This is a genomic window from Candidatus Bathyarchaeota archaeon (assembly GCA_026014745.1).
Classification (GTDB): Archaea; Thermoproteota; Bathyarchaeia; order Bathyarchaeales; family Bathycorpusculaceae; genus Bathycorpusculum.
In genome coordinates this window covers 671,165-697,649 of the sequence record JAOZHS010000001.1, presented here as the reverse complement: position 1 = coordinate 697,649, position 26,485 = coordinate 671,165, and the positions used below count along the sequence as shown (strand labels likewise).

26 protein-coding genes and 1 rRNA gene are annotated in these 26,485 nt (G+C 46.6%); 10 read left to right on the top strand and 17 right to left on the bottom strand.

The window, feature by feature from the left end:
• Nucleotides 1–29 precede the first annotated feature (29 nt).
• Together NWE92_03795 and NWE92_03790 are read left to right on the top strand one after the other, a co-directional pair.
• The gene (locus NWE92_03795) at nucleotides 30–275 is read left to right on the top strand and encodes a hypothetical protein (protein ID MCW4028750.1); all 246 of its coding nucleotides are present in this window, start codon (nucleotides 30–32) and stop codon (nucleotides 273–275) included.
• A gap of 211 nt (nucleotides 276–486) precedes the next feature.
• On the top strand, nucleotides 487–732 hold the full coding sequence (locus NWE92_03790) for a ribonucleoprotein (protein MCW4028749.1): 246 nt from the start codon (nucleotides 487–489) through the stop codon (nucleotides 730–732).
• Here NWE92_03790 and NWE92_03785 read toward each other — a convergent pair.
• The gene (locus NWE92_03785; protein MCW4028748.1) at nucleotides 729–1,628 is read right to left on the bottom strand and encodes a serine/threonine protein kinase; all 900 of its coding nucleotides are present in this window, start codon (nucleotides 1,626–1,628) and stop codon (nucleotides 729–731) included. The two genes, NWE92_03790 and NWE92_03785, sit on opposite strands and share 4 nt — an antisense overlap.
• A gap of 161 nt (nucleotides 1,629–1,789) precedes the next feature.
• Between NWE92_03785 and NWE92_03780 the strand changes: the two genes are divergently transcribed.
• Both NWE92_03780 and pyrI read left to right on the top strand, forming a co-directional pair.
• Nucleotides 1,790–2,521, top strand: coding sequence for an RDD family protein (locus tag NWE92_03780; protein MCW4028747.1), 732 nt, complete (start codon nucleotides 1,790–1,792; stop codon nucleotides 2,519–2,521).
• Between the two features lie 58 nt (nucleotides 2,522–2,579).
• A complete protein-coding gene (gene pyrI, locus NWE92_03775) occupies nucleotides 2,580–3,044 on the top strand; it encodes an aspartate carbamoyltransferase regulatory subunit (protein MCW4028746.1) in 465 nt (154 codons plus the stop codon).
• Here the strand turns inward: pyrI and NWE92_03770 are convergent.
• The 3 genes from NWE92_03770 to NWE92_03760 form a co-directional block, all read right to left on the bottom strand.
• A complete protein-coding gene (locus NWE92_03770) occupies nucleotides 3,041–3,469 on the bottom strand; it encodes a YkgJ family cysteine cluster protein (protein ID MCW4028745.1) in 429 nt (142 codons plus the stop codon). The two genes, pyrI and NWE92_03770, sit on opposite strands and share 4 nt — an antisense overlap.
• Before the next feature lie 62 nt (nucleotides 3,470–3,531).
• Nucleotides 3,532–3,846 carry a hypothetical protein gene (locus NWE92_03765; protein ID MCW4028744.1) on the bottom strand — a complete coding sequence of 105 codons (315 nt, stop codon included), beginning with the start codon at nucleotides 3,844–3,846 and terminating at the stop codon, nucleotides 3,532–3,534.
• A 72-nt stretch (nucleotides 3,847–3,918) separates the two neighbouring features.
• Nucleotides 3,919–5,814, bottom strand: coding sequence for a PAS domain-containing sensor histidine kinase (locus NWE92_03760; GenBank protein MCW4028743.1), 1,896 nt, complete (start codon nucleotides 5,812–5,814; stop codon nucleotides 3,919–3,921).
• A gap of 196 nt (nucleotides 5,815–6,010) precedes the next feature.
• On the opposite strand from NWE92_03760, the gene NWE92_03755 reads away from it, so the two are divergent.
• A complete protein-coding gene (locus NWE92_03755; protein ID MCW4028742.1) occupies nucleotides 6,011–6,940 on the top strand; it encodes a hypothetical protein in 930 nt (309 codons plus the stop codon).
• Nucleotides 6,941–7,371: 431 nt separating this feature from the next.
• Here NWE92_03755 and NWE92_03750 read toward each other — a convergent pair.
• From NWE92_03750 to NWE92_03730, 5 genes are all read right to left on the bottom strand, one after another.
• Nucleotides 7,372–8,860 (bottom strand): 16S ribosomal RNA (locus tag NWE92_03750).
• Nucleotides 8,861–9,528: 668 nt separating this feature from the next.
• On the bottom strand, nucleotides 9,529–10,002 hold the full coding sequence (locus NWE92_03745) for a hypothetical protein (GenBank protein ID MCW4028741.1): 474 nt from the start codon (nucleotides 10,000–10,002) through the stop codon (nucleotides 9,529–9,531).
• A 154-nt stretch (nucleotides 10,003–10,156) separates the two neighbouring features.
• The gene (locus tag NWE92_03740; protein ID MCW4028740.1) at nucleotides 10,157–10,303 is read right to left on the bottom strand and encodes a hypothetical protein; all 147 of its coding nucleotides are present in this window, start codon (nucleotides 10,301–10,303) and stop codon (nucleotides 10,157–10,159) included.
• Between the two features lie 143 nt (nucleotides 10,304–10,446).
• Nucleotides 10,447–11,427 carry a ferritin-like domain-containing protein gene (locus NWE92_03735; GenBank protein MCW4028739.1) on the bottom strand — a complete coding sequence of 327 codons (981 nt, stop codon included), beginning with the start codon at nucleotides 11,425–11,427 and terminating at the stop codon, nucleotides 10,447–10,449.
• A gap of 84 nt (nucleotides 11,428–11,511) precedes the next feature.
• Complete coding sequence (locus NWE92_03730; GenBank protein ID MCW4028738.1) at nucleotides 11,512–12,288, bottom strand: DUF996 domain-containing protein; 777 nt, start codon at nucleotides 12,286–12,288, stop codon at nucleotides 11,512–11,514.
• A gap of 129 nt (nucleotides 12,289–12,417) precedes the next feature.
• On the opposite strand from NWE92_03730, the gene NWE92_03725 reads away from it, so the two are divergent.
• Entirely contained in the window at nucleotides 12,418–12,669 is a 252-nt protein-coding gene (locus NWE92_03725; GenBank protein ID MCW4028737.1) for a hypothetical protein, read from the top strand.
• Between the two features lie 25 nt (nucleotides 12,670–12,694).
• Here NWE92_03725 and NWE92_03720 read toward each other — a convergent pair whose 3' ends face one another.
• The 6 genes from NWE92_03720 to NWE92_03695 form a co-directional block, all read right to left on the bottom strand.
• Nucleotides 12,695–13,474, bottom strand: coding sequence for a YhfC family intramembrane metalloprotease (locus NWE92_03720; GenBank protein ID MCW4028736.1), 780 nt, complete (start codon nucleotides 13,472–13,474; stop codon nucleotides 12,695–12,697).
• A 516-nt stretch (nucleotides 13,475–13,990) separates the two neighbouring features.
• On the bottom strand, nucleotides 13,991–15,460 hold the full coding sequence (locus tag NWE92_03715) for a hypothetical protein (GenBank protein MCW4028735.1): 1,470 nt from the start codon (nucleotides 15,458–15,460) through the stop codon (nucleotides 13,991–13,993).
• A gap of 6 nt (nucleotides 15,461–15,466) precedes the next feature.
• On the bottom strand, nucleotides 15,467–16,888 hold the full coding sequence (locus tag NWE92_03710) for a hypothetical protein (GenBank protein MCW4028734.1): 1,422 nt from the start codon (nucleotides 16,886–16,888) through the stop codon (nucleotides 15,467–15,469).
• 217 nt (nucleotides 16,889–17,105) lie between these two features.
• Nucleotides 17,106–17,534, bottom strand: coding sequence for a pyridoxamine 5'-phosphate oxidase family protein (locus NWE92_03705; protein ID MCW4028733.1), 429 nt, complete (start codon nucleotides 17,532–17,534; stop codon nucleotides 17,106–17,108).
• Between the two features lie 108 nt (nucleotides 17,535–17,642).
• Nucleotides 17,643–18,485 carry a hypothetical protein gene (locus NWE92_03700; GenBank protein ID MCW4028732.1) on the bottom strand — a complete coding sequence of 281 codons (843 nt, stop codon included), beginning with the start codon at nucleotides 18,483–18,485 and terminating at the stop codon, nucleotides 17,643–17,645.
• 92 nt (nucleotides 18,486–18,577) lie between these two features.
• Nucleotides 18,578–19,288, bottom strand: coding sequence for an ABC transporter ATP-binding protein (locus NWE92_03695; protein MCW4028731.1), 711 nt, complete (start codon nucleotides 19,286–19,288; stop codon nucleotides 18,578–18,580).
• A 92-nt stretch (nucleotides 19,289–19,380) separates the two neighbouring features.
• On the opposite strand from NWE92_03695, the gene NWE92_03690 reads away from it, so the two are divergent.
• Entirely contained in the window at nucleotides 19,381–19,773 is a 393-nt protein-coding gene (locus NWE92_03690; protein ID MCW4028730.1) for a hypothetical protein, read from the top strand.
• Here NWE92_03690 and NWE92_03685 read toward each other — a convergent pair.
• Nucleotides 19,770–22,484 (bottom strand): FtsX-like permease family protein, encoded by a 2,715-nt coding sequence (locus NWE92_03685; protein MCW4028729.1) that lies wholly within the window; start codon nucleotides 22,482–22,484, stop codon nucleotides 19,770–19,772. The two genes, NWE92_03690 and NWE92_03685, sit on opposite strands and share 4 nt — an antisense overlap.
• Nucleotides 22,485–22,763: 279 nt before the next feature.
• Between NWE92_03685 and NWE92_03680 the strand changes: the two genes are divergently transcribed.
• Genes NWE92_03680 through NWE92_03670 form a run of 3 tightly spaced genes read left to right on the top strand, consistent with a single transcriptional unit; the run spans nucleotide 22,764 to nucleotide 25,463 of the window.
• Nucleotides 22,764–23,663 (top strand): hypothetical protein, encoded by a 900-nt coding sequence (locus NWE92_03680; GenBank protein ID MCW4028728.1) that lies wholly within the window; start codon nucleotides 22,764–22,766, stop codon nucleotides 23,661–23,663.
• A 4-nt stretch (nucleotides 23,664–23,667) separates the two neighbouring features.
• Complete coding sequence (locus tag NWE92_03675; GenBank protein MCW4028727.1) at nucleotides 23,668–24,354, top strand: hypothetical protein; 687 nt, start codon at nucleotides 23,668–23,670, stop codon at nucleotides 24,352–24,354.
• Nucleotides 24,351–25,463 carry a hypothetical protein gene (locus NWE92_03670; GenBank protein MCW4028726.1) on the top strand — a complete coding sequence of 371 codons (1,113 nt, stop codon included), beginning with the start codon at nucleotides 24,351–24,353 and terminating at the stop codon, nucleotides 25,461–25,463. The genes NWE92_03675 and NWE92_03670 overlap by 4 nt, the downstream gene beginning before the upstream one ends.
• A 59-nt stretch (nucleotides 25,464–25,522) precedes the next feature.
• Here NWE92_03670 and NWE92_03665 read toward each other — a convergent pair whose 3' ends face one another.
• Entirely contained in the window at nucleotides 25,523–26,461 is a 939-nt protein-coding gene (locus NWE92_03665) for a hypothetical protein (protein ID MCW4028725.1), read from the bottom strand.
• Between the last annotated feature and the right edge of the window lie 24 nt (nucleotides 26,462–26,485).

Genomic DNA, 26,485 nt, shown 5'->3' with positions numbered 1-26,485 from the left:
CGCAGTCTTGGTTCTTTGAAGGTTTTCTTATGGACAATAGTGTCCTTTTTCCAATTGTTTTGTCGGTTTTGGGCGACATAGGTCTCTCTTTAATTGCGCTGATAGTTCTGGTCATTATCGGGATAATCATAATTGTTTTCATCAGGCTGTTCTTGGTTTTGATTCCAGCCGCAATAGTTGCCATCATCGTGTACTTCCTTACTGGCGGCGACCTTTTCTGGACGGGCGTAGCGTTTCTGGTAGTAGCCGCATTATCACTAATCGCTAAGCTGTAAGTAAAGCGCAAATTCAACGCTTTTCCCTGAAACAACCCAATTTAGACAGGTGATTTGAACAAAAGCAATTTTTAGCCCCATTTTTCTCAAATAAACCTATTTTTAAAGAGATGAAAACCTTTTTTGTTAAATTAACCTTACTGGTTTTTCATAAGGCTTTTATATCTGGTAGGGGGTTCATGGATATTACAAGATTCGGCAGGAATCACCAATGATGATGGAACCAAGTAAAAAACCACTAAACGTTCTCATTAAACAGTTGCACGGTAACATCGAAGTTGTCCTAAAAAATGGCTATGAGTACAAGGGCAAAATGATAAAATGCGATGGCCACATGAACCTTCTCCTTGAAGGCGCCACAGAATGTAAAGAAGATCAACTAATGACAAACTATGGCAACGTGCTCCTTCGCGGCAACAACATACTCTATATCGTGCTTGACGCCAACAAGCACTAAACGGGTAAGCGTCTAGCTTCTCCAGTCACATATGCATAGGCATTCTGGATAGTTAATTCTATGCCGAATTTTCGGCTAAAATAATTCAAGACGTTCTTGAGGTCACGCTCTAACAACTCAGCCGCGTTTACATGGTCAGTTTTAACGGCCTGCGGCCAATCAATAATTAGAATATGCCCATCCGGTTGCAAAATAATATTGTATTCACTGAGGTCGCCATGTATTATGTTGGCTTTTCGGTAGGCTTTTTTGACGTTACGCAAAATCTCGCGCAACACATTCTTTGGGTCACCGATGTCTATGTACTGAACCAGCTGACCCCCTTCAATCATGCCCATAGCGATAACGTGACGGTTTTGGCTAATAGGCTCCGGCACCGCTACGCCCATATCATAAACGAGTTTGAGGGCTTGGTATTCACGTTCAGCGGCAAGGTGGGATTGAAACAGCCAAGTGCTGTGTTCGCGAGTGTAGCCTCGTTTGCGGCGGGTCTGGCGAAAACTGATTCTGCCAAGGCGGTGGAATTTGACGGCTATGCGCCTGCCTGTGGGGCTGAGAGCGTCGTAGACGTCGGCTTCTTTGCCCACGCCGAGGGTTTGTCCAAAGGAACGGATGATGTCGGCTTTGACTAGGGCGTTTATGGCTAGGCAGTCGTAGCCTGCGTAGTTGAGAGTGTGGCCGTTGTAGGTTTCTTGGGTGCGCATAGTTAGGCCGAGTTTGTTGAGTTTGCCCAGTGTATAATCGATGCGGTCCATGGGGACTTTGGCGTATTTTTGGATTTGTTCTTTGGGGACGTATTCGTGTTTTGCCATGGCTGCTTCGATTATGTTTAGGATTCGGAAGTCTTCGCTTTCGAGTTGGCGGTATACTTGTACGGCTGCGTCGGCGCTTGACATGTGGGTTTTTAGTAGGTTATTTGGTCTATTAAGAATTGGGTTCTTGACGGGTTTTTTGCGTTTTTTGGGTTGGACTTATATGGGAGAACCGTGTTTATGATGGGCTATACAAAATCTATTCATCTAAAAGATATCATAATTAGTGAACCACGGTTATAGACATGGCAGTAGATCAAGGCAACGTCTCCAAAGTCCTCTCCGTCCTATCCCACCCACTACGCAGGGAAATCCTACTCAACCTCAGCAACAACACCGAATCCTCCTTCACCGACCTACTCAACCTACTCAAAGTCGACACCGGAAAACTCAGCTTCCACCTTCGCTCCCTCGCCCCCTTCATAGAACAAACCCCAACCGGCAAATACCGCCTCAGTCGAGCAGGCGAAAGCGCCGTCCGCGTCATCCACGACGTAGAAGGCTGGGCAGAAGCCGCAGACGTCCAAGGCAAAGCCAGCACTCTACCCGTAGCATCCATAAAAAGCCGCATCACCGCATTCTTCATAGACTTCACCTTCATCCTAGCGATAACCGTAGCCATCACCGTCCTGCCCGAAATCATGTCCATCTCCGTCTCAGAATTCCTTGACAACAGCGCCAGTACCATCCTCTTGATAACCATCGGGCTCCAATGGGTCTACTCCACGCTACTGGAGGGCTTCAACGGGCAAAGCATAGGCAAACGCATCATGGGCCTAAAAGTGGTGCGCACAGACGGCAAAAAAATGTCCTACGACCACGCAGCCGTGCGGAACTTTGGCAAAGTCCTCCCGCTTCTTCCGTTTGATTTGTTGGTTGGGTGGCGCATAAGGAACTGCACGTTCATGCGATACTTTGACAAGTTTGCGGGAACAACCGTCATCACTTTAAGGTCGCCGCCTCGAGCACATCCTTAACTATTTTTTTAGTAATATTTTTCTGTAGCATAAGCACTAGGCTTCTTGAGGCACAGGCATGAGTGAAAAGGAACTTCGAGTATCAAAAATCAAAGACGGAACAGTCATCGACCATATCCGCGGCGGCTACGCCCTAGATGTCGTCAAAATACTTGGCATAACAGGCAAAGAAAAGCGGGTAATGACCATCGCTATCAATGTCCCCAGCCACCGATTCGGCGTCAAAGACATAGTCAAAATCGAGGGCAAAGCACTCAGTCCCCAAGAAGTCAACCGCATCGCCTTAGTCGCGCCCCACGCATCCATCAACATAATCCACGACTATTGCGTCGTCGAAAAACTAGAGGTGAAACTGCCCCCATCAGTGGAAGGCATCGTAAAATGCGCTAACCCCTGCTGCATAAGCAACAGCCACGAACCCATACACACCAAATTCCACGTCAAACAACAAGAACCCATGGTGCTAAAGTGCCACTACTGCGGCGTCACGGTCGAACAAGCCGACGTGCTGTCCCAGATTTAGGGCAAACGCGCAGACGCCAACGCAAACAGCGCCTCAAAATCCTTCTTTGTCAGATGCCGACCTTTACCTACGGTGGGGCACTCTGGGGTTACCGCGAAAACATAACAATTCTGGTCCGCTGAGAAAGTTAACTGGAAAGGGTAAAAGTGACAAATTAGCGGTCTATGAGCGTATATGCGGCATCGGTTTTCTGCATCCAAAAAGAAACATCGACCATTCAGGGGTTTCTCCATCTCGTATACGTAGGGTTTTTTGTCGGTGACGGTTTTTGCAAAAGACGCAATGGGTAATCCTGTTTCCGCCGCGATTGTTTGGGCTTCAGATTCTAAGAGCAGAACGTGTCGGGTTTTTTGGGGGGTGTCGCCGCAGCAGAGTCCGCAGCCGTTGCATTCGAAATTTAAGTCAGGGGGATAGGTGAAATCCACAGTGGTCAACGTGCAACATTTAGAGACAGGGAAAAATAAAAGTTTAGCAGAAAAAACAGCAATTAGGGCTGTTGATTGCGATGTCCCTCGCCATATTGGTAGGGGCGCCCAAGATTCTTAGCCAACTTTTTGGCGAAGACCTCATCCATATTCATGTTCGGGCAAGCCAAACGGCTGGCATCAAGAATGTAAAAGATGACATCGATGAGTTCCTCCGCAATTTTTTCTTCTCCAAGACCCTTTTTCCATGCGTCGCTGGCTTCGCCGAGTTCGATGAAGGCGAAGAGGAGTTTTTTGGGGATGTCTTCGGGTTTGTTGTAGAAGCCTTTGGCGATGACGAGGGCTTCGATTTCTTTTTTCATCTCTTCAAGCTGCAAACGGTGTCTCTCCTGTGGGAGAGTATGGCTTGCTTATTTATAGTCTCAACGCTTGATGCCCACGCTTTGGGCTTAAGCGGTGGATGATGCGGAGCACTGCGGACAAAAACGATAACCGCCCGCAGGAATCTTCATGACAAAACGGACGCCGACGCCAAAGGCACCCTTTTCTTCCAAAAGCCACCCATACGTCGTCACAATCCTCTTAATCATGTAAAGCCCAAGTCCGGTGCCTTTGCCAAAGCCCTTCTCAAATAGATGCTGCCGTTCCTCATCGCTTATTCCCTGCCCGTTATCTTCATAAATCAATAACAAATCCTCGTGATCTTTTTGGCAGTAAAGATGAATCGCCGTGGCTTTTTCTCCATATTTTAGGGTGTTATCAATGAGATTATAAATTACCTGCCGGAGCAACGAATCTGCCAGCACTTCTAAGCCTTCACATTTAAAATCAATCTGCAGCCCCTTTGAATCAGAAAGCAACTCAACCGCTTCATTAAAGAAGGCGCCAACGCCCACAAAAGTCAACTGCTCAGAACCTACCAGTTCATACACTTTTTGGAACTCCAAAATATCTAGCAGCTGCTTTAGCACTTTCTGCATTTCAGCAAGCTTATCTAAAGCGTCAGGGTTGTCCAAGATTCTTTTCTTCATCAGATACATTAAGCCATTGAAGGCGGAGAGTTTGTTGCGTATGTCGTGGCGGGTTAAGCTGCCGACAACAAGGAGCTTATCGTTTAGGTCGTTGATTTTTTCTGACGAGTCCGCCAACGCATCCACATAATCTGCGAGTTTGTATTCTAATGCTTTCTGTTCGGTGATGTCGGTGTAGATGCTGATGAATCCGATGAACTCATCGTTCTCGACCATGACGGGATAGCGATTAACAATCAGGGGAGCAACGGAGCCGTCACGGAGTTGAGCTTGAATTTCGCCAGACCAAGTCTCTCCAGCACTCAGGTGAGAGTAGACTAAGTAAGGCTCTTCTGGATAAGATTCAGTGACCAATTCGTTGAGGCATTTCCCCACTGCATCAGATTCAGACCAACCGTAAAGCTTGGCAGCGCCGCGGTTCCAGTAACGTACCACAGTCTCTTTATCCACCGCGATAACTGCTTGCCCAACAGATTCCAGCAGCTGCGCCTGAAAAGCCAACTTATCCATAGTTTTCTTGGTTTCTGTGACATCAATAATTATTCCGCGTATGCCTACCAAGTGGCCCTCAGTAAAAACAGGAATGCTCTTGACGACTGCGGGAAATTCAGAGCCATCTTTCCGTAGCATCCAATACTCTTGGGTGCTTGAACTCCCCGTTTGTATTGAGGCTGCAAAGTTTGCTTTTGCACGTTCACGATCTCTTGGCGCTATAAACATTTCAAAAGAATGCTTAAGCGCGGTATATTCATCATGCGTAAACCCAGTTAATTCAAAAGCGATCCGATTAACATAGGTGAGTTTGCCAGAAAGGTCTGTTTCAAAGACTACCTCGGGCAGTGAATCCGCCAACGTCATGAACCGCTCCATACTACTCTTGAGCAGAGCTTCGTTGGCTTTTCGTTCAGTTATGTTTTCGAAGTGGCTTATGAAATAGGTTTTTTTAGGGCTATAAATCGAGATAAACAGCCATTTTTGTAGCGCCTCCAAGTAAATCTCAAATTTTTCGCCCCGCCCATTCAAAGCCACCCGAGCATGAATCTTTAGCAACTCAGGGTTAATAACGTGGATATTGGGGATTGACGCACTTATTCTGCGATTTTGAACCTGCTTTTTGGTTAAGCCTGTAAGACGCTCAAACGCCTTGTTAACTTGGAACAGAACAAAATCTACGGCTTCACCTTTACAGTTATAGAGGACTTTACCAAACACGAATCCATCAAGCATATTATCAAACAAGTTTCGGTATTTGTCAGGAAACGCGGTTTCGGAAGGCATTGACGCATCTATGGGCAAGTCTTCGTGCAGGCTCAAAGATAGTTCACAAAAACAGTTTGGTGACCAATGGGTTAAGAGCATTATGCATCCAGACTACATACCCAAAATAAGTAGATAGGCAACTTCACACTTCAGACACTGAACCAAATATCACCGACATATAACGCTTAGCCAAGAGGCTTAGCTGCAAAACCTAATAAGGTGACAGCCCGCTATCAGCTCAATAGGTAATATGAAACGGAAATTGTTACCTTACGGCGCTGTAGCCATTCTCGGGGTTATTTTGCTGTTTACTGAACCTGTGGGGGCTAATCCCAATTTTCAGCCCTCCATAACTGTAGATGCGCCCAATGATATAGCGATAGTTTTCTTTTTCGATTCCCCGCAAAAGAGAGACATTTCCCCGAATGGCACAATGGTGGTTTGCTTTTCAGTGCATCTAGTGGATACAAATAACTTATGTCGGGGGCTCGCAGTTACCGTCTATCAGGGGGATTGGATGCAAGCAGAGGAGTGGTGTCCTAATCCTAGTGGTCAATCCTACTTTTATGATAAAGACTTCACAGACGGGAAGCATTTCATGCAATACAACTTTACTATTGACAATATACCATATGGAACACACAAATTAACCTTTAAAGCCCACGCTGGCGGAGGCTACTTCGGCAGCAGCAACTATACTGATCGAACTTTCTCAGTGGACCAGGAGGCCACAATCACCTTCACTGTTTCTGCTAACCCGTCGGTTTTCTCCATAGTCCACAATGAAAACGTAAGCATAATTCCTTCTAAGCCTTCAATTAGACTTCTTACGCCTCAAAATATTAACTTGACTTGCTCAGATTTGTCTCTGAACTTTACTGTTGACCGATTAGTCACCAAGATGGCGTATGTATTGGACAATGGAAAAAGCAGCCCAGCAGATAGTAACCTAACGTTACACAACTTATCGAATGGCAACCATAATATCACCCTATCTGCCATAAACCAATTCGGACATACCGGAACGTCAGAAAGACTCTATTTTAACGTGCAAGCCTTAGAGACACCTTATTGCGCACTTGAAGCAAGTTTAGTTTTTGTTATTTTTGTTATAGGGCTTGTGATAGTCCTAACTTTAAGAAAAATACCTGTAAATTCTAAAAGAAAGGTCGTGCCTTGATGTTACTTCTTGTGGAGAAAAAAACAATCCATACATAACCCCACACTCACACGACGACTTCTTCAACATGCCTCCATGTTGGACGTGTGGTAGAATATTGTTATGCAACAACCAATCAGACCTCAAAACACAAACCAAACCCAAAAAACAACCCAAACCAACAACTAACTTGTGGCAACCGTAAAACAACCACATCCACACAAAGACAAAAACAACAAGTGATCTACTGACAAAGAATGTAAGGGATACCCCTCACAGAGAGAGACACCAATAGAAAACTATCTATAAACTTTAAAATTAAGAAATGTTTTGAAACCCGTTGGGTGCTACTTGATTGCTGTGTTAATTGGGCTTTGACGTACAGAGCTTGGTATTCATGCTCTCCTTGCTCCTCCAGCAAGCTTCGTTTGCTTGAAACTTGTTTTTTTCTTAGGAGGTGATCCGGCCGCAGGTTCCCCTACGGCCACCTTGTTACGACTTTTCCCTCCTTGTGAAACTTAGATTCGATGCCGCCAAGAAGACGGCACCTCACCCAAGAGTCACTCGGATGGAACGACGGGCGGTGTGTGCAAGGAGCAGGGACGTATTCACCGCGCGCTAATGACACGCGATTACTAGGGATTCCATGTTCACGAAGGCGGGTTTCAGCCTTCGATTCCAACTACGGCAGGCTTTCGAGATTGCCTCCCCCTTTCGAGGTCGGAACCCATTGTACCTGCCATTGCAGCTCGCGTGTGGCCCGGGAGATTCGGGGCATACTGACCTGCCGTGGCCCGCTCCTTCCTCCACTTTATCAGTGGCGGTCTCCTCAGTGTGCCCAGCACAAGGCTAGTAGCAACAGAGGACGCGGGTCTCGATCGTTGCCTGACTTAACAGGACACCTCACGGCACGAACTGGCGACGGCCATGCACCTCCTCTCAGCTCGTCTGGCAAGACCTTTAATCTGGCCTTCACACTGCTGTCGCTCCCGGTGAGATTTCCGGCGTTGACTCCAATTAAACCGCAAGCTTCACCCCTTGTGGTGCTCCCCCGCCAATTCCTTTAAGTTTCAATCTTGCGATCGTACTCCCCAGGCGGCAGGCTTAACAGCTTCCCTGCGGCACTAGAACGGCACGTGGCCGTCCAAACACCTAGCCTGCATCGTTTACAGCTGGGACTACCCGGGTATCTAATCCGGTTCGCTCCCCCAGCTTTCATCCCTCACCGTCGGGCGCGTTCTAGCAGACAGCCTTCGCCACTGGTGGTCTTCCCGGGATTATAGGATTTCACCCCTACCCCGGAAATACCGTCTGCCTCTCTCGTCCCCTAGCCAAGCAGTATCCCCCGCGATCCAACGATTAATTCGGTGGATTTAACAAGGGACTAACTTAGCCAGCTACGGATGCTTTAGGCCCAATAAACATCCACACCACTCGGAGAGCTGGTATTACCGCGGCGGCTGACACCAGACTTGCCCTCTCCTTATTCCCCCAGCTTTCTAGACTGGGTAAAAGCCTTCCTCAGCGGATGGCACTCGGGATAGCCCTGTCACACTTGCGTGTATTGCAAAGGTTTCGCGACTGCTGCGCCCCGTAGGGCCTGGGTCCTTGTCTCAGTACCCATCTCCGGGCTCCCGCTCCCACGGCCCGCACCGGTAAAAGGCTTGGTGAGCCATTACCTCACCAACAACCTGATCGGTCGCGGCCTCATCCTTAGGCGACTCCACGAGCATAACGTGAAGCTATTTGAGTAAAGACACATTCCAGTGTTCTTCGCCTATCGAGAGTTAGCCCCAGTTTCCCGGGGTTGTTCTCGTCCTAAGGGCAGATTAGCCACGTGTTACTGAGCTGTATGCCGCGCGTCGTTTTGGCTGACGCGCTCGACTAGCATGTCTTAGTCCTATCCCGATAGCAGTGGGGTCCGGCAGGATCAACCGGAGTTATGCACTCCAATTGTTCTGTCGGATCATGTGTTTTTTGTGTGGTACGAAATTGACACTAAAGTTTCTCGCATTCTATTCTTACTGGATTTGGAGGGAGAAACATTCCACTCTATACGTCAAAGCCCAATTCAGACCTAACTGAGCAATTAGTCAGGTCTACATATATGTCCCCGCGATTGGAGGCCAACTCCATCATCCCTGTAAGGCAATCGCCGTTTCAGTACGGGTTGAGCCGCCGCCATGTGATAATCGCGGAGGTAGCAATTGTAGCTGAATTCTAACAGAAGATCACTCAGTCAATATAAACATTCCGTTTGCGGTCACATAAACCTTGTTACAGCCGCTAAACCCATCGGCAACAGGTTTCTGAGGCATTAAATAGGGAACCTCCACCCTTTTTTAATGTAACTTACCCTTTTTTTAGCTTTTTTGTTTCAGAAACCCAAAAACCAGCCAATCCCCAAACCGCCGACTCAGCACTCAAAAACCGGAGTGACAGCGATTTTTAGGGAATTTTTGGTTTTTTCCAATGCATCCCCGCATATAATCTAAAAATGCGCGCGCGGGCACCACTGGACACGTTTTTGCGGGGGGAGAAAAGCTCAGCAGGAAAAAAAGCCTCTTTATACTTTAGATATGGGAGGGCAGGTAGGTCAACGTCACCTATCAGGTTTTTCCTGCCGCTGTTTTTGCTTTTGCCATGTTGAAGTACTCTTTCACGGGGGTTGTTTGGAAATAAAACGTACACGCCAGACTGTAAACCACACATACAAAGTTCATTCCTACAAAAACAGGGAGGTTGGGTTCTCCGCTATTATAGGGGTTGTCTGCAAAAAGTGCCCAGCTGAAAAATCCAACCATAGAAAGCCACAGCACAATAAGGAAATACCAATTTCCTTTGGTTGGTTGGCGATTAGCCGCTAATAGAATAAAGCCAAAAAAAGTTAAAAACGCAAACAAGAAGGAAAAAACGATTAGCCACAAAGCATCAGCAGGAATAGAGGAAGGATGCAGTTCAGTCCCTCCGACCATGCCTAACGCAAAGAAAACTGTCCCTAAAAACCCAAACCCCATAGAGGCAGACAAAAGTAGAATCGTGACTATTCTGATGCCGACTGGCTTAAGGCTTGAATTGTCCATGATATTTTTCGGTTGATTGTTTGCTTAAATGATTTACAGTTAACATTTCTTGACTAAAGCTTAGTCAAGGTTTCTTGACCAAAAAAATAGAGACAAACCTACCTTATGAGATAAACAAAAAGTTGGATATACAGAAAGATTGAGGAATTTGGTTTTACCAGTTGCTGCTGCTTTCTTTATGGGCGCGGTTGCAGTGTTTGTCGTATTCTTCTCGGGTGTTGAAGGTTTCGTTGTCTTCAGTGCACATGAATTTGCCTTCCGAGGTTATGGTGGGCTCCATAGACTTTGGGTTACGAGACAAAACATTTCACCTCCCAACATCACCGAGAAAGGAACACGGGTTAGTTGATAAAAATATGTGACTGTACCCAGTCAACACTGCAGCTTTTTAAAATAAAGAAACAGGTTCCCCCAAAATAAGGGGGGAGAGGGTTGGGTTTGGGTTTAGCGTACGAAGTCGTCGAATGTCCAGAAGTGCTCTTCTTCTTGAACAATTATGTCTTCGAACATACGCCGAGTGGTAGTGTCGCCTTTCTTGAGGGCTTCAGCAATGATTTTACGGTATAGATCAATAGTGTCGCTTTCGAGTTTGTGGTCAAGCGCCAAGAATTCTTGAGCGTTATTACCCACCACAGGCATAACTTCGGGAACAGTTACAGCTTCGCCGGCAAGAAGATAGATGCGTTCGCTGATTTTTTCGAGGTGGTCCATTTCTTGCATGAATACGGTTTTGAGGAGTTTGCTGACAACTTCGGTTTTGTTAGTTTCAGTTACAGCTTCTAAAGCGGTGGCTTTTTGGCGCAGAGGGCAATATGCCGTTTTTTCGTGTTGGTTGGTGTATTGGATAATGCCCGTGATTTCTGCGGCTACGGCTTTGTTGAGTAAGGCGAAGTATTCGTCGGTGTAGATTTTTTGCCATTCAGGAGTGGCAATGGTGCTTGGTTCTTCTTTTTCATCTTGGAAGGCTACGTATTCTTCAAATTTGAAAAGGTGAGTTTCTTCTTCGCGGTAGATCTTCTCGAACATTTGGCGGGTTTCCCAGTCGCCCATTTCACCGGCGGTTTTGATGATTTGGCGGTAGAGGGTTAGGGCTTCTTCTTCTGCTAAAACCCCGTTTTTGGCGAATTCAGCTATGCTTTTGCCGATGTTGATTTTGCCGCTCTTGGTGGTTGCTTGTCCACCGAGATAGTAAATGCGTTCCATGATGGCAGCGGCATGTTTCATTTCTGCAATGGCAAATTCACGCAGAATTTTACCGACGGCATCATAGGTGGTTTTGTCTAAAAGGATGTTTTCAGGAAGGGTTCGGCGTTTTAGTTTCTCCATTTTCCCATGTTGCAAAATGTATTGGAGGGAAACCTGGATTTCTCGCTCGACCGCTTTGTTTAAAAGCTCTATATAGTCTGGGGTTACTTTGACTGCCATAAAGATTCACAACTCTATTCAATTGGGAGAAGCTCTAACTTATATAATTTTTTATGAAAAACAGCAAGCGACCAAAGGGTGGCTTTAGAGGTGGTTACCGCAGTTTTTGCAATAAACCGCTTCAGGAGTGTTTATGGCTCCGCACTGGGGGCAAACAGTTGTATGCACTATGGGCGGCGGAGCTTGATAAGTGGTTGTGGCAGTGGGCGGTGGGAGAGGTTTTAGACGGTAGAAGCCCATGAAGGCAAATATCATGGCAATCCAAACAATGAATACGCCGACGACCAATATTGTTAGCAGAATGCCGATTAGGAATAGGGTGCCCGCGGTTTTGAAGCTGTCAACCTCGGATTTCTCGCCTAACTTGTTGAGTGCCCGCATGATTAGAACGGCGCTCACAATTATGACTACTACGGCAACTACTAGGATTACGATTAAGTAGGTTAAGAATCCGCCTAAAATCTCGGTGGGCGGGGATGTCGTGGAGATCGTAGAAGCGTAGGGTACGAGTAATAGGAATTCGGTGACTATCACAATCCCCACGGTGATTGCCATCAAGATTACGGCATAGATAATGTTTGTGAAGATGCCCCGTTCATTGTAATAACGGGAGAGTAGGTACATGGCGATGACGAATAGGATAAGTGCCACTATTTGGAGTATACCTAAGAGACCTGTTAGGATGCCTAAACCTGCTGAGGCGGCGAAGATGTCCGATGGAAGGGAAGATCCGCCAAGGCCTATGGCGGAAGAAAGTATTGAGGAAACAAATCCTACGATGCTGATTATGGAGATTACGGGTAGGATTATTAAGAGTAAGGTGGAGATTAAGCCCAGTTTTCTGCCTGTTTCTAGTGACATGCCAGTTAGCCCCTGCAGGACACTATTACTGGCGATTTAAGGATAAGCTTTTCGCAAAAACATGCTATTGATTCTATATAGGATACGGTTAAATGTTCATATTTCAAAAGTGCATTCAGGTGAACAGTAGTGGAATCAGCTATGTATGTAGCAGCAACCGAATCAAACAACGACGCAAGCTCGTATCGCGTGAAATTTGACAAACCCAACTTCCTCGAATTGGTCCGCATTGCCCGCCCAAAAGTTATCTATCATCGCAAAAACATGCATTTCTTTGCTTTTGACGGGTTTGTTATGTATTGTGATCAATGTGAAAACGGCGACTTTTCGCAAATCATATTGGAAGCCATTGAGTTTTCGAATGCTCAGTGGTCAAAATAGCCCAATTTTTTTCATCATTGCAGTTTTAGCTGTTTGGCAGCGTGGGCGCCTGTGCCGTAGGCGACTTGTCTTTGACGAGTTTTACGGCGAGCCAGGCTGCCAGCACTGAATCGATGGCTATGGCAAATATTAGTCCTTCAAAGAGCAGCATATTGTTCTGTGCGAAGGGCACAAAGAAGTCCACCAATCCCATGGGCAGGGCGAGGAGGAATAGGCGTTTGTCGCGGTAGATTATGGCCATGAAGCAGAGGTAGCCAAAGGCGATGTGGATGAGCATTGAGGAGAGGCGTTCTAGGATGCCGAGGGCGACTAAGCCGAGTACTTCGGTTGTGGGGGCAAAAAGTGTGGGTGCGGCGGTGTTTAGTTGGTTGTAGAGGGTTTGGGCGAGTTCTCCGCCTGACGCGAGGATATAGTAGTAGGTGACCATGTTTAGAAGCGATAGTGCGCCGAGGAAGACGGCGTTTTCCCAGAAAGCCAACCCCGAACCATAAGCTTCTGCGTCGCGGACATCGAGTTTGTGGTGGGAAATGGCGTACCAGGCGATTAGGTATGCTAAGCCGACCTCGAAAGCGACGGTTTGCAAGCCAAGATAGGCACCCTGCACGTAAGGATTGGTACCGATGAGTCCCGCAGTGGGGATCTGCACGGCATATTTCAACCCAATAGCGCCAAAGTAGGCGATTAAGCTGTAGAGCCAGACCCCCAAATGAAAACGCCGTTTGAAATACCAGTACATCATCACAGCAAGAGAGATGACGATGACGAGGATGGGTTGGAGCAGGAAGAGGGGGTCAATGTTTTGCATAGGTACCGTTTGGTTGGGTGGGCTTAAAAAATTTGGGGTCACCCCGCCGCTCAGAAGGCATATTCGCCTCAAAAATGGGGGGGATAAACACAGATTTTCAACATACTAAAGGCGCCATTTTCCGCCAATAGCACCCTACCCCCTCTTAGGGTTCTGCAATGAGTTTCTAATAGCATCCAAATATGAGGCGGTGCCCCCTCCCCCTCTATAGTTTCTGCATAGAACCACTAATAGGATCCAAATAGGCTACAAATAGGTTCGCTGAAAGCATCGGAAAGCAGTGAACAGCGCAATGCAAGCGGGCACTAGCATGGCCCATAAAGCGTTTTTCGCCCGTCAAAAACCCAAACCCCCACCAACCCTATAAGCAATTCCACCAAACAAAAAACCAATTAAAAAACAACCCAAACAACCACCCAAACCCACCCCCCAACCAAAAAAACAAACCCCACAAAACAAAAAAACACAACAAATCATATTCAAAAAAGGAAAAAATAGAAAAAATGTGAGAAAACGTCACATATAATATCGATAGCTTGTTGGAGGCGAAATATTCGCGATTGCCATCTCAGCCAAAATGTCCCCAACTTTTTCTGAGACCCCTATTGTGACAGGCAATCTTGTATAGAATGTGCAAGAGTTCCAATCAAGCTTGCTGAGCCCCAGAATATCTGAACTTATCATTTCGATGGATGAATCAATCCTTTGGCACTTAAGATGAAGCGGTTTTGGTGCAGAAGGACCGGGATAGGTTCCAATAGTGGGAACGTAACCAGAAGTAAATAACATTGCGTCGTTTGGTTGCTTGCTATTAGTAATCAAAGTACCACGTACGACAGGAAAATCGTATTTGTGATGATACGCTCTAAAGCCGATATCTTCACTTACATGCACTAAATCGATCTGATCGATATTTTTACTGCCATCTATGCAGCCTTTGATTTCATCTTCTGAGAAATGAGTCGATTTATGCACGACTAACCTCTTTGGATTTTTCTGACGTTGATCAAAAAAGATTCTTATGGACCCCGCAACTAACTCTTCCATCTGATACGAAGTCAACCAAACATGGCGACCTCTGACTTTTTCATCCCATTCAAAAGGTCTCCCAGTAATTACTTGACTCTCACCAGTCCTCATATAAACCTGTGCGATACTTGCTCTCATCGCCATTTTGTCCTTGATTATTTCTCGATAAAAAGAGATCCCAATGTAGCAAGTGTCATCATTTATATCTGCTAATTTCCAAGGAGTGCCTGTTGCCTTATAGTAAGTGCCGACTGAGAAGTTCCAAGCGATTAAGGCCGCACTTTGTCTCTCATCAGAGAATACCATTGTTTTGGGATTTAACATTTGAGTGACAAAATCGCGTCTAGGAAGTGCTGCCTGAGCTTTTAAATGATGATGAAAATCGAACATGGGGGCGTTAGCACTTTCTGGATCACCAAAATCCCTTTTTTGATATACAATGCGGTCAACTTTAACGTCAGGGTCCTTACAAAGAGCAAGTAATTCATCATCAAGAGGGAGCAAGATGATATCTGGCTTGGGATGAGCTTCAGCCAAAACGTCGAATTTCTCACAATATTTTGCGACCGCTTCCTTAATGCGTTCTCTTCTATCTAAGCGAGAGAGATATCGGATAAATTCTCGATTGATGTCTAAGACATCGTTTTCGTCAATAACAATCTCAAATCGCAGAGGTCCATTCAATCCTAGCCCAGGAAAGTCTATTCCTTTGTATTGCTTAGACGTACTCTCTTGTGCAGAGATACGGCCATTTAACCTTTCAAGAAAACTTTTGGCAGCATTTATGCTTCTAAGGGTGCCAATAATTCCAGCATGGATTGTCACCTTTTCTTTCTCAGGTTTCTTAGTTTTGGCACCCCCATAAGGGCCATAATTTAATAACCCTACTTGGGGATCTGTACAAGTCTCTTTTTCGCTGAAAAATAGTTTTGGTTCACTTAAAAGGGCCACGTTCATTGTTCATTATTCTCCTTTATAGTCCCATAAACTCATTTGATTTCTATCGATAACATCAGGAGCCCAGTTAACAGAGACACTTTCGAAGTTACCAAATTGAAACTTATTGAACCACTCTTCAGGGGGCTTGATAAAATCTGACTCAAACAAAAGGTGCCTCCAAAACCTCATTAATCCGAGTCTTGTTTTGCTTCTATCAAAATTGGGATTCCTAAACTTACGGTCTATTTTTGCCCTTATATCACCTGTTGTACGGTTCTCACCATCAAGTGTATAATATCTTCGGGGTATAAGCTCTACAAAGGAAGTATTCCAATATGTAGGCGTTCTCAACTCTACGCCTCTATGAAAGAAAAAGTTGATGTCGCCGCTCTTGTGGTACTTGGTGTCTTCTTTAAAAACTATTTTTTTAACGACCCAGCGTGGTTTGCCTCTATGGTCGATTAGATCCAACCGTTCATTCGTTTTATCAAACATAGGATAGAAAAGAACGTCAGCATCGGGGTCTCTATACAGTCCCCTGTTCCAAAAAATTCGCCTTAGATGGATATTAACCAATTCAGAAGAGAAAGAAGGATTGTTATGCTGAAAATCGCTTGTTTTTAAAGTGCTGACCTCACCTATTACAAGTGAAGTAAGAGGGTTGCCATTTGTGAATTCAGCAAAACTCATAATTTGTTTTTCTTTGGTGAATATAAAAGGAGGAATCACCGTATCTTTAAAGCGCTCGTAAATTTGTTTCTTTTCCACCAAGTTTGTCTTGGCTATGTAGTAAACCTCTGGCACGGAGATAGGTAGAATGTTCATAACAAGTTTGCTCTTCTTAGAGACAGGCGATGTTCTTCTTTGGGCGAGGCTTAAAAGATCTTCGGACATTTTAGGAAAGGACAAATTAGAAATGCACTGCATTGCCTGAGCAGCCTGTTGGAGGTCGACTACATTTCCGACAATGACTTCGCTTCGAGCAAAGAAAAGTTGAATTCTCTTAAAGTCTACTTCATCTAATGGCTTTTCCTCTTTCTCTAAACAGGATTCATTGTACCAAAAACACCACTTCTTTACTTTGTCAAAATCGTTAGTTTCCGAAAAAACTGAGTCCCATTCACTTGGTTTTTTTACCCCTTGAGCAAACAGTTTAAACCTAGTATCAGGTCCAATTGCATCTGACAATCGGACGTACTTAATTAGTTCTTGGGCTAACTTGACTGACTTTAAAGAGATAAGCTCGGCTTTTGATTCTACAATAAATTTTCTGTTAGGGTCTGCAGATGGATTAACGAAAATCATATCGGGAAAAGAGCCTTGGATTGAAGAATCAATTGTTTGTGAAAAGCCGGAAGCTTCTAGATACTCGCGGACACTTTTCTTATAGGCTTCTGATTTACCCTGTAAGGACTCTCTTCTTCCAAATAGGAAGTGTATGGTCAAACTAGTCCACCCTCGCAGTCTTAGAGGGCACTTGGTTGTATTATAATCTAGTTGAAACTGATATGCTAGTTTTCGAATGATTAGTTTCCGATTTTCTATTTCTTGTTTTGCATAATTTACTTATAGTATTCCTTGCATGCTACCAAATAAAAAAGAAGCAATAAATTATAGATTAAAAAAGCGGCATTGTGTGGAGTTGCCAGATAAGGGGGTTGTTTTAGAATTTTGTGCCTATTTGCCATTTGTTGTAGTTGGTGGGTGTGATTTTGACGATGGGTAGGTCGCCTTCTTTCCAGCTGCCGTTTTCGCTGCGGTATTCGGGGTATTTCTCTTTTAGGAGGTCGTGGGCGTAGCGGTATTCTTCGCCGTTCCACATGATTTCGGCTTCGCCTTGGATGCGGATGCCACGCATAATTGACCAGTTCGCGTTGTCAAAATCGTCAAACACAATCGATACCTGAGGGTTAGATTCGATGTGCTCCAGCTTTGGCGTATCAGGGTCTGATGCGAAATAGACGTATACGCCGTCAAACACTGGCCAGACCGGTCGGACTACGGGTTCACAGTCCTCCGTAGCTGTTGCGAGACGTCCCACGGGTAATTGCTGCACAAACTTCGTTTCTGCTTTGGAAAGCTTCTTCACCATTCAATCCCAACTAATAATTGCCTATTTAAATTGGCTTTAAACGTTTCTATTTAAGGTTTTTAACCCTTTAACTAAAAAACCTTTCTTGCCGCAGAAGCGTTTCTGAGGTTACCGCTGACATTTAGAACAAAAATACGCCACGCCGCCGCCTATGCTGAGCTTGGAAACTTCGGTGCCGCAGGCAATGCAGGGCAAAGCCTTCAGGTTAGGACCCATAGCCGCCACATAGCCGCCGCGTTGCCCATAGAAATCCACAAACTCCTCTTTGCCGCCAAGCCGAATCCGCTCAGCCACCACATGCCGAACCGCATCAAAAAGCGTCTGCTTCTCCGCATCAGACAGCTCAGAGGCCCTACGTTTAGGATGCAGCCCCGCACGGAAAACCACATCTTGAAACATGCAATTACCCAACCCAACAATAACTGCGTCTTTGCCGACTAGGGCAGCTTTTAGGTTCACGTTCTTTTTAGCTAAATCCCCGCGGAAACGCTCCAAAGTGAACTCTTTAGAGTTAAGGGGGGAAGGCACATCGGAGAAGTCGCGGCGGTACACGTAGCTGCTGTTGAGGTCGGCGTCGGGGAGGGCTTGGATGATGCCCATGCCGGTTAAGGTGACGGTGAAGCTGGTTTGGTCATTGAAGGTGACTTTTAGGTGAAACTTTTTGGGCGCCACACTGCCTGCTGGGTGGTAGAGGATTTTGCCGCCATATTCAGGTGCCAACAACAAGTTCACGCCGTTGTCGAGTTTTACGCGCAGCACGTTGCCCCGAGAAGCTACGGATTGGATTTTGCCGCCCGCCAGCTTATCGAAGTCGGAGAGGTAGGTGTTTATGAAGCCTAACTTCTGGAATTTCTCACAACCCAACAAACTACAGGTTTGGATTTGTTTGCCTACGAGTTCTTTGCTCATTTGCAAACCAAATATGTGCGCTTCAGGCAACTCTACACTCAAAGGTACCCCTCTGTGGCTCCATGTTCCTATAGCGTGTGTTTGCGCCGTGGGCTTTTATGATTATCGGCTCTTGAGCGCATCACTCCACAAGTTTAGGTTACCAGTGGGGGATTAGCGGTTAAGTCATTGCAACGTTCACTAGTTATGCAGCCATCACGCATCTCAAACACGCGATCCGCCAAACTCGCAACAGTAGGGTCATGGGTGACAACGATGACGGTTGCGCCCTCCCTGTTGGAGAGGTCCCGCAGCGCCTTGATGACGTCTTTGCCAGTTTTAGAATCCAAATCACCCGTAGGCTCATCCGCCAAAACAATGTGGGGACGATTAGCCAAAGCCCGCACAATAGCAACCCGCTGCTGCTCGCCGCCGCTAAGCTCGTCAGGACGATGATTACTACGCTCACCTAACCCCACCATTTTAAGAAGCTCTTGCGCGCGAACCTCCCGCTCTTTGGCGGGCACGCCAGCGATAAGCATAGGCAACTCTACGTTTTCAAAGGCAGAGAGTACGGGGATGAGGTTGTAGAATTGGAAGATGAAGCCGATGGTGCCGCGGCGCAGTTTAGTTAATTCTTTCTCTTTTAGCTTGGTTAAGTCGATGTCATCCACGTAGATTTTGCCTTTGGTCGGTTTATCGAGGACTCCGATGAGGTTTAACAGCGTGGTTTTTCCTGAGCCTGAGGGTCCCATAAACGCGACAAACTCGCCTTTTTTTAGTTCCATGTTTATGCCTTTTAGGGCATGAACCTTATTTTCCCCTAGCTTGTAGGTTTTTTCGACTTCCACAACCTTAACTGACATGTTAGTTTTCCTCTAAAAATCGGGTCAGCGATGAATACTAACCAAAATAACTTTAGGTAGTTTGTACTAAAAAACTTATGGGCAACAGACAAATGCAGCAATTGAAAATCAGTACCCTCGAAGCGGGGCTTATTGTAGTGTTTGGAGTTTTCCACTTTACCCTACCCTTGCTGTTGCCGCCCAACTTTATCTCCGACACCACTATCTTTGGCGGATTGCGAATCGCCGACTTCGTCTTGCCAGGCACCTTGCTGGTGGGCATTACAAGCCTGCTTTATTTCTTCACCAAAAACCGCTACCCCGCCGCGATACTGGTGTTTCTCTATTGCGGAGGCATCACATTCCATATTCTCTACCTAACAGGCCTCTTTCCCGCGGTGCTTGTAGTTCCCTCGCCATGGCTTTTAGTCGGAGGCATATTCATCGACGCGTTGACTATTTTTGCCTGCTTTGACTATTACCGCCGCATCCACCAGCACCTTTAGGTGCGGATGGCGTCCACGATGTTTTGTTTAGCTGCCTTATCCGCGGGGTAAACAGCACTAATAACCGCAGTCAACAGAGCTAAAACCAAAGTGATTGCCATCGCTTCATAAGGAATCATAAACGCCATCGGGAAACCTTCCAGCCGCATGTAACTTACAGTGACACGATGGAACATCAACCCCACAACGATGCCCATTGCAAACCCAACCACACCCAGAAAGGTTGCTTCCCCAATTATTGAGGTAACAACCTGCGGTTTGCTCATACCTTGCGAACGGAAAATGCCGATTTCGCGGCGCCGCTCCGCCACATTCATTATCATGATGGCTGCAACACCAATCCCCGCGTTTAAAACCGCGAACAAAACGATGGAGTAGAGGATGTAGAAGATTTCGTCGATGCTACTTTGCACACGTTCCACGGCGTCATCGTAGGTGGTTATGCTTAGTTTGTATTCTTTGCCATAGGCGTCTTGGAGGCTAATTCGGGTTTGCTCTATGTTACTGCCAGGGTCGATTTTAACAAAAAAAAGGTTAGCCGACGCATTATAGTTGTCATTATCGGGGAAAGCTTCGTCAACGTTACCATAAGACATGTAGGAGGCTTCAGAGAGAACAAAATTCCCAAAAGACATAACATCCAGCCAAGCGCCCTGCGCTACACCGACCACCGTGAAGTTACGCCACGCCAAAACAGGAACAGTATAATGATAGACGTAGCTGTATTGCGGGGTTTCGTATTCGATTGTGCGGTTTTCGTATTCTACAACACGGATTTTTACGGTGTCGCCGACCGTGACGTTGAGAGATTTAGCCAGCGGCGAAGTCAAAATGATGGTATTATTTTGTGACAGGCGTTCAAAGACATCATTTGGAGTGTCCTCGCTAAACGTCATCGACATAACCTTAGGATAAGACAACGGGTCAATAGCGAGCACAGTAGATGACGAGTTAAACAGGGCATCAGGGTCATCATTTTGCAGGATGGTATGGTCAGGTATTACGAGCACGGGGGTTGTGGCGTTTATGGCTTCAATTTTGGTTATGTTCGTGGTGAAGTCTCTAGAAATCATGTCATCAGACATCACCGTTAAATCGGAGCTAGAAAAGGAACGGATAACGTTTTGGACTCCCGCGACTGTGCCAATTTGGGCGCCACCCATGACGATAACCAAACTCAGCGATATCCCGATGAGGGCAAAACAGATGGTGCTTCGCAGTAGGTTGCGTTCGACGTTGCGGGAGATGATTTTTCGGGTTTTGCCAAACGCAAACAGTCCCCGCTCAATCACGGGTCCGCCGCTGCGTAGAAGCCCTGCCGCCAGCAAGGTGACGCCTAACATGGCGATTGGCGCTAATGCTGAGACTACGTATAAGCCGATGCCGTACTCAGAAAACATGTCATACCACATGAAGATGAAAGCGCCAAAAATGGTAAGGGGCAACCCTATGAGGACCAGTTTGAGGGCAGTGCGTTGGTTACCGGGTTTACGCATTGAGGGACGCAGAGCGTTAATGATGGTGGTTTTGCAGGCAGATAGCGCGGGGAAAAGGCCACCTAGCATGACGGTTAACAATCCAGCAGCAGCGCCTAAAATCAGGTTCTGTGTGGTTGACGGTGGGAAGGCTAAGTGGAAGGTTATGCCCGGCGAGAAGGGCTGAAAAATCCTTGCCGTAAAGTAGCGAAAGATGTCAGTGACAAAGAGCCCCGCAACTAACCCTATAGAGACGCCGACTATGCCAAGGATTAGGCTTTCTGAGAAGAAAATCCAAAACACTTGCCCAGTTGAGGCACCTTGACTTCGGAGAATACCGATTTCGTGTGTGCGTTCGCCGATGTTCATGTACATTGTGTTGAGTACGATGACTATGGCGACGCATAGTGCCATCACCGACATTATCTGCAGACCGCTCTGGAGGCCCGAAGTGGCTTTGCCTACAACGTTTAGCAGACTTTCCTTAACGGGGTTCACAATATAGTCAGTGCCCAGGTTGCTGCTGAGTTCGTTGACAACTTGGGTGGTCTGCTCGGGGTCAACGAGTTTGATGCTGATGGCGTTGATTTTGTCAGTGGCGTTTAGCATGGTTTGGGCTCGTGTTAAATCCACAAAGATGCGGTAGCCGCTGTAGCCTTGTCCAAAAAGACCGCCGTATTGTTCCTCAAATTCACTAACATGATAGAGACCCACCACCTTTAAGGTGTAAGTGTGATTTTTCGTGTCAGGGTAAGTGCCAGTTTGAACCGTGACAGATACTCTTTTGCCAATTGAACAGTTCAAACGGTCATCGAAAACGGCATCGGAACTGTTGACAGCTAAAAAAGTTTGCCCCGTGATGTTCATGGCGGAGGCGTCATTGTAATCGAAGTCGGAGGTTGTGTTAACGCCGATGAGCACCGCGTTTTGCAAGTCACCTCTCATCGAGACATTGGCTAACGCGTTTAGACGACCATAATAGTCCGCAACGCCATCGGTAGCGTTTACGGTGTTGAGGGTGGTTTCGTTAAATGGGAGGTTTAGGGCGGAGCGGACTCCGATATCGACGTTTCCGACGGCTTGGTTAACGGTGCGCCCGAATTGGTCGTAGACGCTGTCAAAGGCGATGTTTACACCTACAATCAGAGTGACACCTAAAATTACCGCGAGCACTGTTAAGCCGTTTCGGAGCTTACGCTTTGGAATATTACGTATCGCTATAGATGTAAAAGACAAAAAATAAGCCTCTTCCCGCCTAAAACATCAGCACTTCAGCGGTAAAAGACAGTGAGGACTTGCACTATATAAAAGTTAATTTACCAGAGTTTGCATATTACTCTTGTTTGCAAGCAAGTTTTAAATGGGCAACATTTTTTGCAGTTGCTTGCATGAATTGAAGGAGCGATTTTTTAGGAAATGTTAACCAACCTAAAAATTAAAACATACGATTTTTTGGGCCAACAGGAATTTGTCAGGCAAAAATACCTCAAAAAACAGTGGAACGCAATAGCGCTCGTGGGCGAAGATGGGGAAGTAATCGAGACGGCTAACCGATGTCCAACATGGTTCGGATCGCTTGTCACAGGTGCAAAATCGTACTTTTTCCGAGGAGGAGGCATAGGAGGCGTAAAAGATTTGGCTTATCCAATGGCTAACCCAATGTTTGGCGATCTCTATGTAAGCCACCTAAAAATAGGGAAAGCAGATTCAACTTTGATACCAAGCTTTGTACCGCTTGCCATAACCGAAGTCAAAAAGCTTGCCAAAACCGTCGTGGTCTCCTACAAAGGCATAGGAGGCGCACCAGACCTTATCCGCCTATTCTCCACCGGAGCACTACGATGCACAGAGCACCCAGGAAACCCACATGGCAGAGCATTCGACACAGAATACCAACTCTACAGTAAAGTTGTGATTGGCGTAGACGACACCGACTCATCCACCAAAGGAGCCACATTCAACACAGCACTACAGATGGCTTCAGTACTTGACAGGGCAACCAAAGACTACCGCTTCATGCGCTTAACCCTCTCACTCAACTGGCCAGCAAACCCCGCAAAAACCACTAACAACGCCTCGTCAGGCCTAGTTTTCGCTGTAACCCCCGGCAAAGAGGATGAACTAGTCAAAGATTTTGAGCGGCTGGTCCGCAAGTATACAATCTCCAAAGAAACAGGCATGGTAGTTAGCAAAAAAGTGATGGCACCAGAAGTACTCAAAGAATACTCACGCAAAGTCAAAAGAGAGCAAGTAACCGTTTCGGAAGCGTACAGGGCAGCGGAACAGGCAGGCGTAAAAATGATACCCATAACCGGCGAACGCGGCTTAATCGGAGCATTATCCGTGGTGGGCTTAGTGGACGACTTAGAAGAGGCAATCACACCCTTTAAAAGTGAAAAAGTAACAGCAGGGTAGCAACATGAAGCGGCGAATAAAAGGAAAATCATTGGCCGCAGCCATAATTTATCTTTCATATCAAATAGCCTTTGCCATCGCAGTTTCCCCGCTGGGTTTCGGCATCCTAACAGCAGAACAGATGGGCTTCACGCTTAGCACCCTATGGGCGGGCTTGTTTGTAGCCGCGATAATCCTGACGTTGACGACGCTGCTTGCCAGAACCAGCCTTGCCTATGGCTTATACGTTAAGGGGTTAAGTTACATCAAAACCCGCGAGGACTTCGAGAAGTTCTGGTCGATAACCCTTCGAGGATGCGACGACGGCTTCATCGCCGAGACTCATTGGAGCGGCGCCGTACTTCCCTTGTTCATTTTAGCCTTCACACTCTTAGGCATCCCATTTCTGGTCAGCGCTGGCCTCGCAATCCTCGCACGTTGGGCAACACATGTTGGGGCACACGCACTTTTCCCTAAAGAAAAAAGCGGCGAACGCATGTTCGGCGGCATGAATTTCATTGCAAAAGGCTTAGCCTATGAAGATACAGTTGCATCCATCGGTTTTCTTATCTCAGGCAACATCATCACACCGATACTGCTGCATCAGTTAGGCGCATACATCTCCACGTTTGCAGGCAACAAAGAACGAATCGCCAACCAGCTAGGGTTAGGCTTAAAACCCAACAAAATCGAGGCAGAAGTCCATCCATGAAAGCCCCCATAGCGCTGCTGATAACCACGCTGATTTTAGGCAGCCTACTCTGCACAACCCCAACCACAACTGCACAAACAAACATCGCCACTTACCAGTTGACCTTCCACAATTACAGCGTGCTTCTGCGGGCAGACAACAATTCCTTCTGCGTCTACGACGGCGCCGACGGAGCTGCAGCAGACGCCTCCACCGCGGGGCAAGTAACCCTAGACGCAATGATTACGGGGCAAAGAGACGGTTGGGCTTATTATTCGGCGTCAGTGGTTTGGGTTATCCGTTTACCCATGGACCTCCACGTCGTGGGCACCGTGAACATGCGCACGTATCTTAGCAGCACCTTCAAACTCAGCGGGTTATTCAGCGGTTCAGGCTATGGCATGGGGTTAGTGGACATAGACGAAAACGACCAAGAAGTCCAACAGTTCATAACGGAAGCGCCCTACACCATTGGAGCCAACGCCCTCAGCTCAACCCCCACCCAGTATAGTCTGAGCACTAACATTGATTATACCTTCAAAAAGGGACACGCCATAGGATTCGCGGTGGGATTTGGCGCCACCACTCAAGGCTACAGCGGAACAGTCTATTTTGGGTCGCCAGATAAAGCTTCAGGCGCAACCCTACCCGTCGAGGACAAAGCCTTAACCAGCAGCCTCATTGTGAACACAGATACAGGCGCACAAACAATTGGGTTTGTCAGCGACTCAGCAACAAGCGGAGCCACGTATGATGCTTCAGCGCGGCGTCTGCAGTTCACGGCACAAGCCATCAGCTACACCAGCGGCTACTGCAAAGTCGCCGTCCCCAAAACCCTCCTCCAAGCACCCTTCACGGTCACGCAGGGCACTCAACAAATCACGCCCACCATAACCGAAAACGCCGACTCCACAGAAATCTCCTTCACTCACATCCGCAACACAGACCCCATCCAGATTCTTGGAGCCCTACCCCAGACCGCCGCAACCGCCACACCTACAGCAACCTCGGGGCCACAAGCAACCACCACCCCCCAAGTTCCCGAAATCAGTACAGCAGCAGTGGCAGTTTTTGTGGTAGCACTAAGTCTGGCGATTTTCTGGAAGAAAAAAGTACCCCGTCAAGGTTAAGGACATATCCAGTCAAGGGTATTACTACACTGTTCAAGACGTAAGAATAGAGATTTTGTCTATCGTGCCCTTGTACGCTTAAAGTAAGCCAAAGAGCCTAAAGCAACAGCCAATATAATGGCTACAGAAACCACTCCAATTAAAATCGCCTGATTAGGGTCAAGTTCTGTTTGCAGATTAACTTGAGTTGACTCTGTTGGCGCAACCGTGGGAGAAATATCAGGTGAAATCGTTGCGATGGAGCCATCAACGGAATTTGCGTCTATATTAACCATGAAGTACGTTGAGGCTAAACCACCATAATGTCCCGGAGTATTGGCATAGACTCTTAGCTCGTGGTAACCGTTTTGTAAGCCCGACAAATTCACAGTCGTATTTCCCGCAATACTAATGTTAAGGCTCGTGCGCAGGTAATCAATGGCGTAACATAACTGCTCATATTCCCCACTAACTATGAAAGTAAGTGGAATCTCAGCAGCAGTATACGTTTGATTTTGTGGAGAAATCAGGGTCACTTCGGGGATTTTGTAAGCGGTTAAAACCTCAAAGGCAACAGAAGCGGACAATACACCGCCATCAGCATCAAAGGAATAGACATCAACTATATGTTTCCCATCTGAGAGACCGCTCAGTGTTCCTGCTTCAACCGTTATGGCGACGTAGTTGGCTTCCTGATGCAGCCCCCCAAATGAGTCCTCAACGGTGTATTCACGTCCAGACTTTGGGATATCCGAGAGGGTTACGTTTGCCTGACCATCCAAACTGTAAGTAACATGAGTAACCTCAGGAACCGCCCCTGAAGTGTCGTCTACTAAGAGATTTAGTGATATTGTAAGTGGCAGGGTTGTGTTTTGATAGATGAAGTTAGTGTAGGGTTGCGGGGAGGTTATGCTGATGTATGATTTTTTTGGGGGAAAAGGATTAGCGTTTGCCGCAGCTATCACTATCGAAATTGACAGCAACAGAATGATTAAAGAAGCAACTACTAGCTTTTTCATCTCAAATACAGTAAAACGCGGATT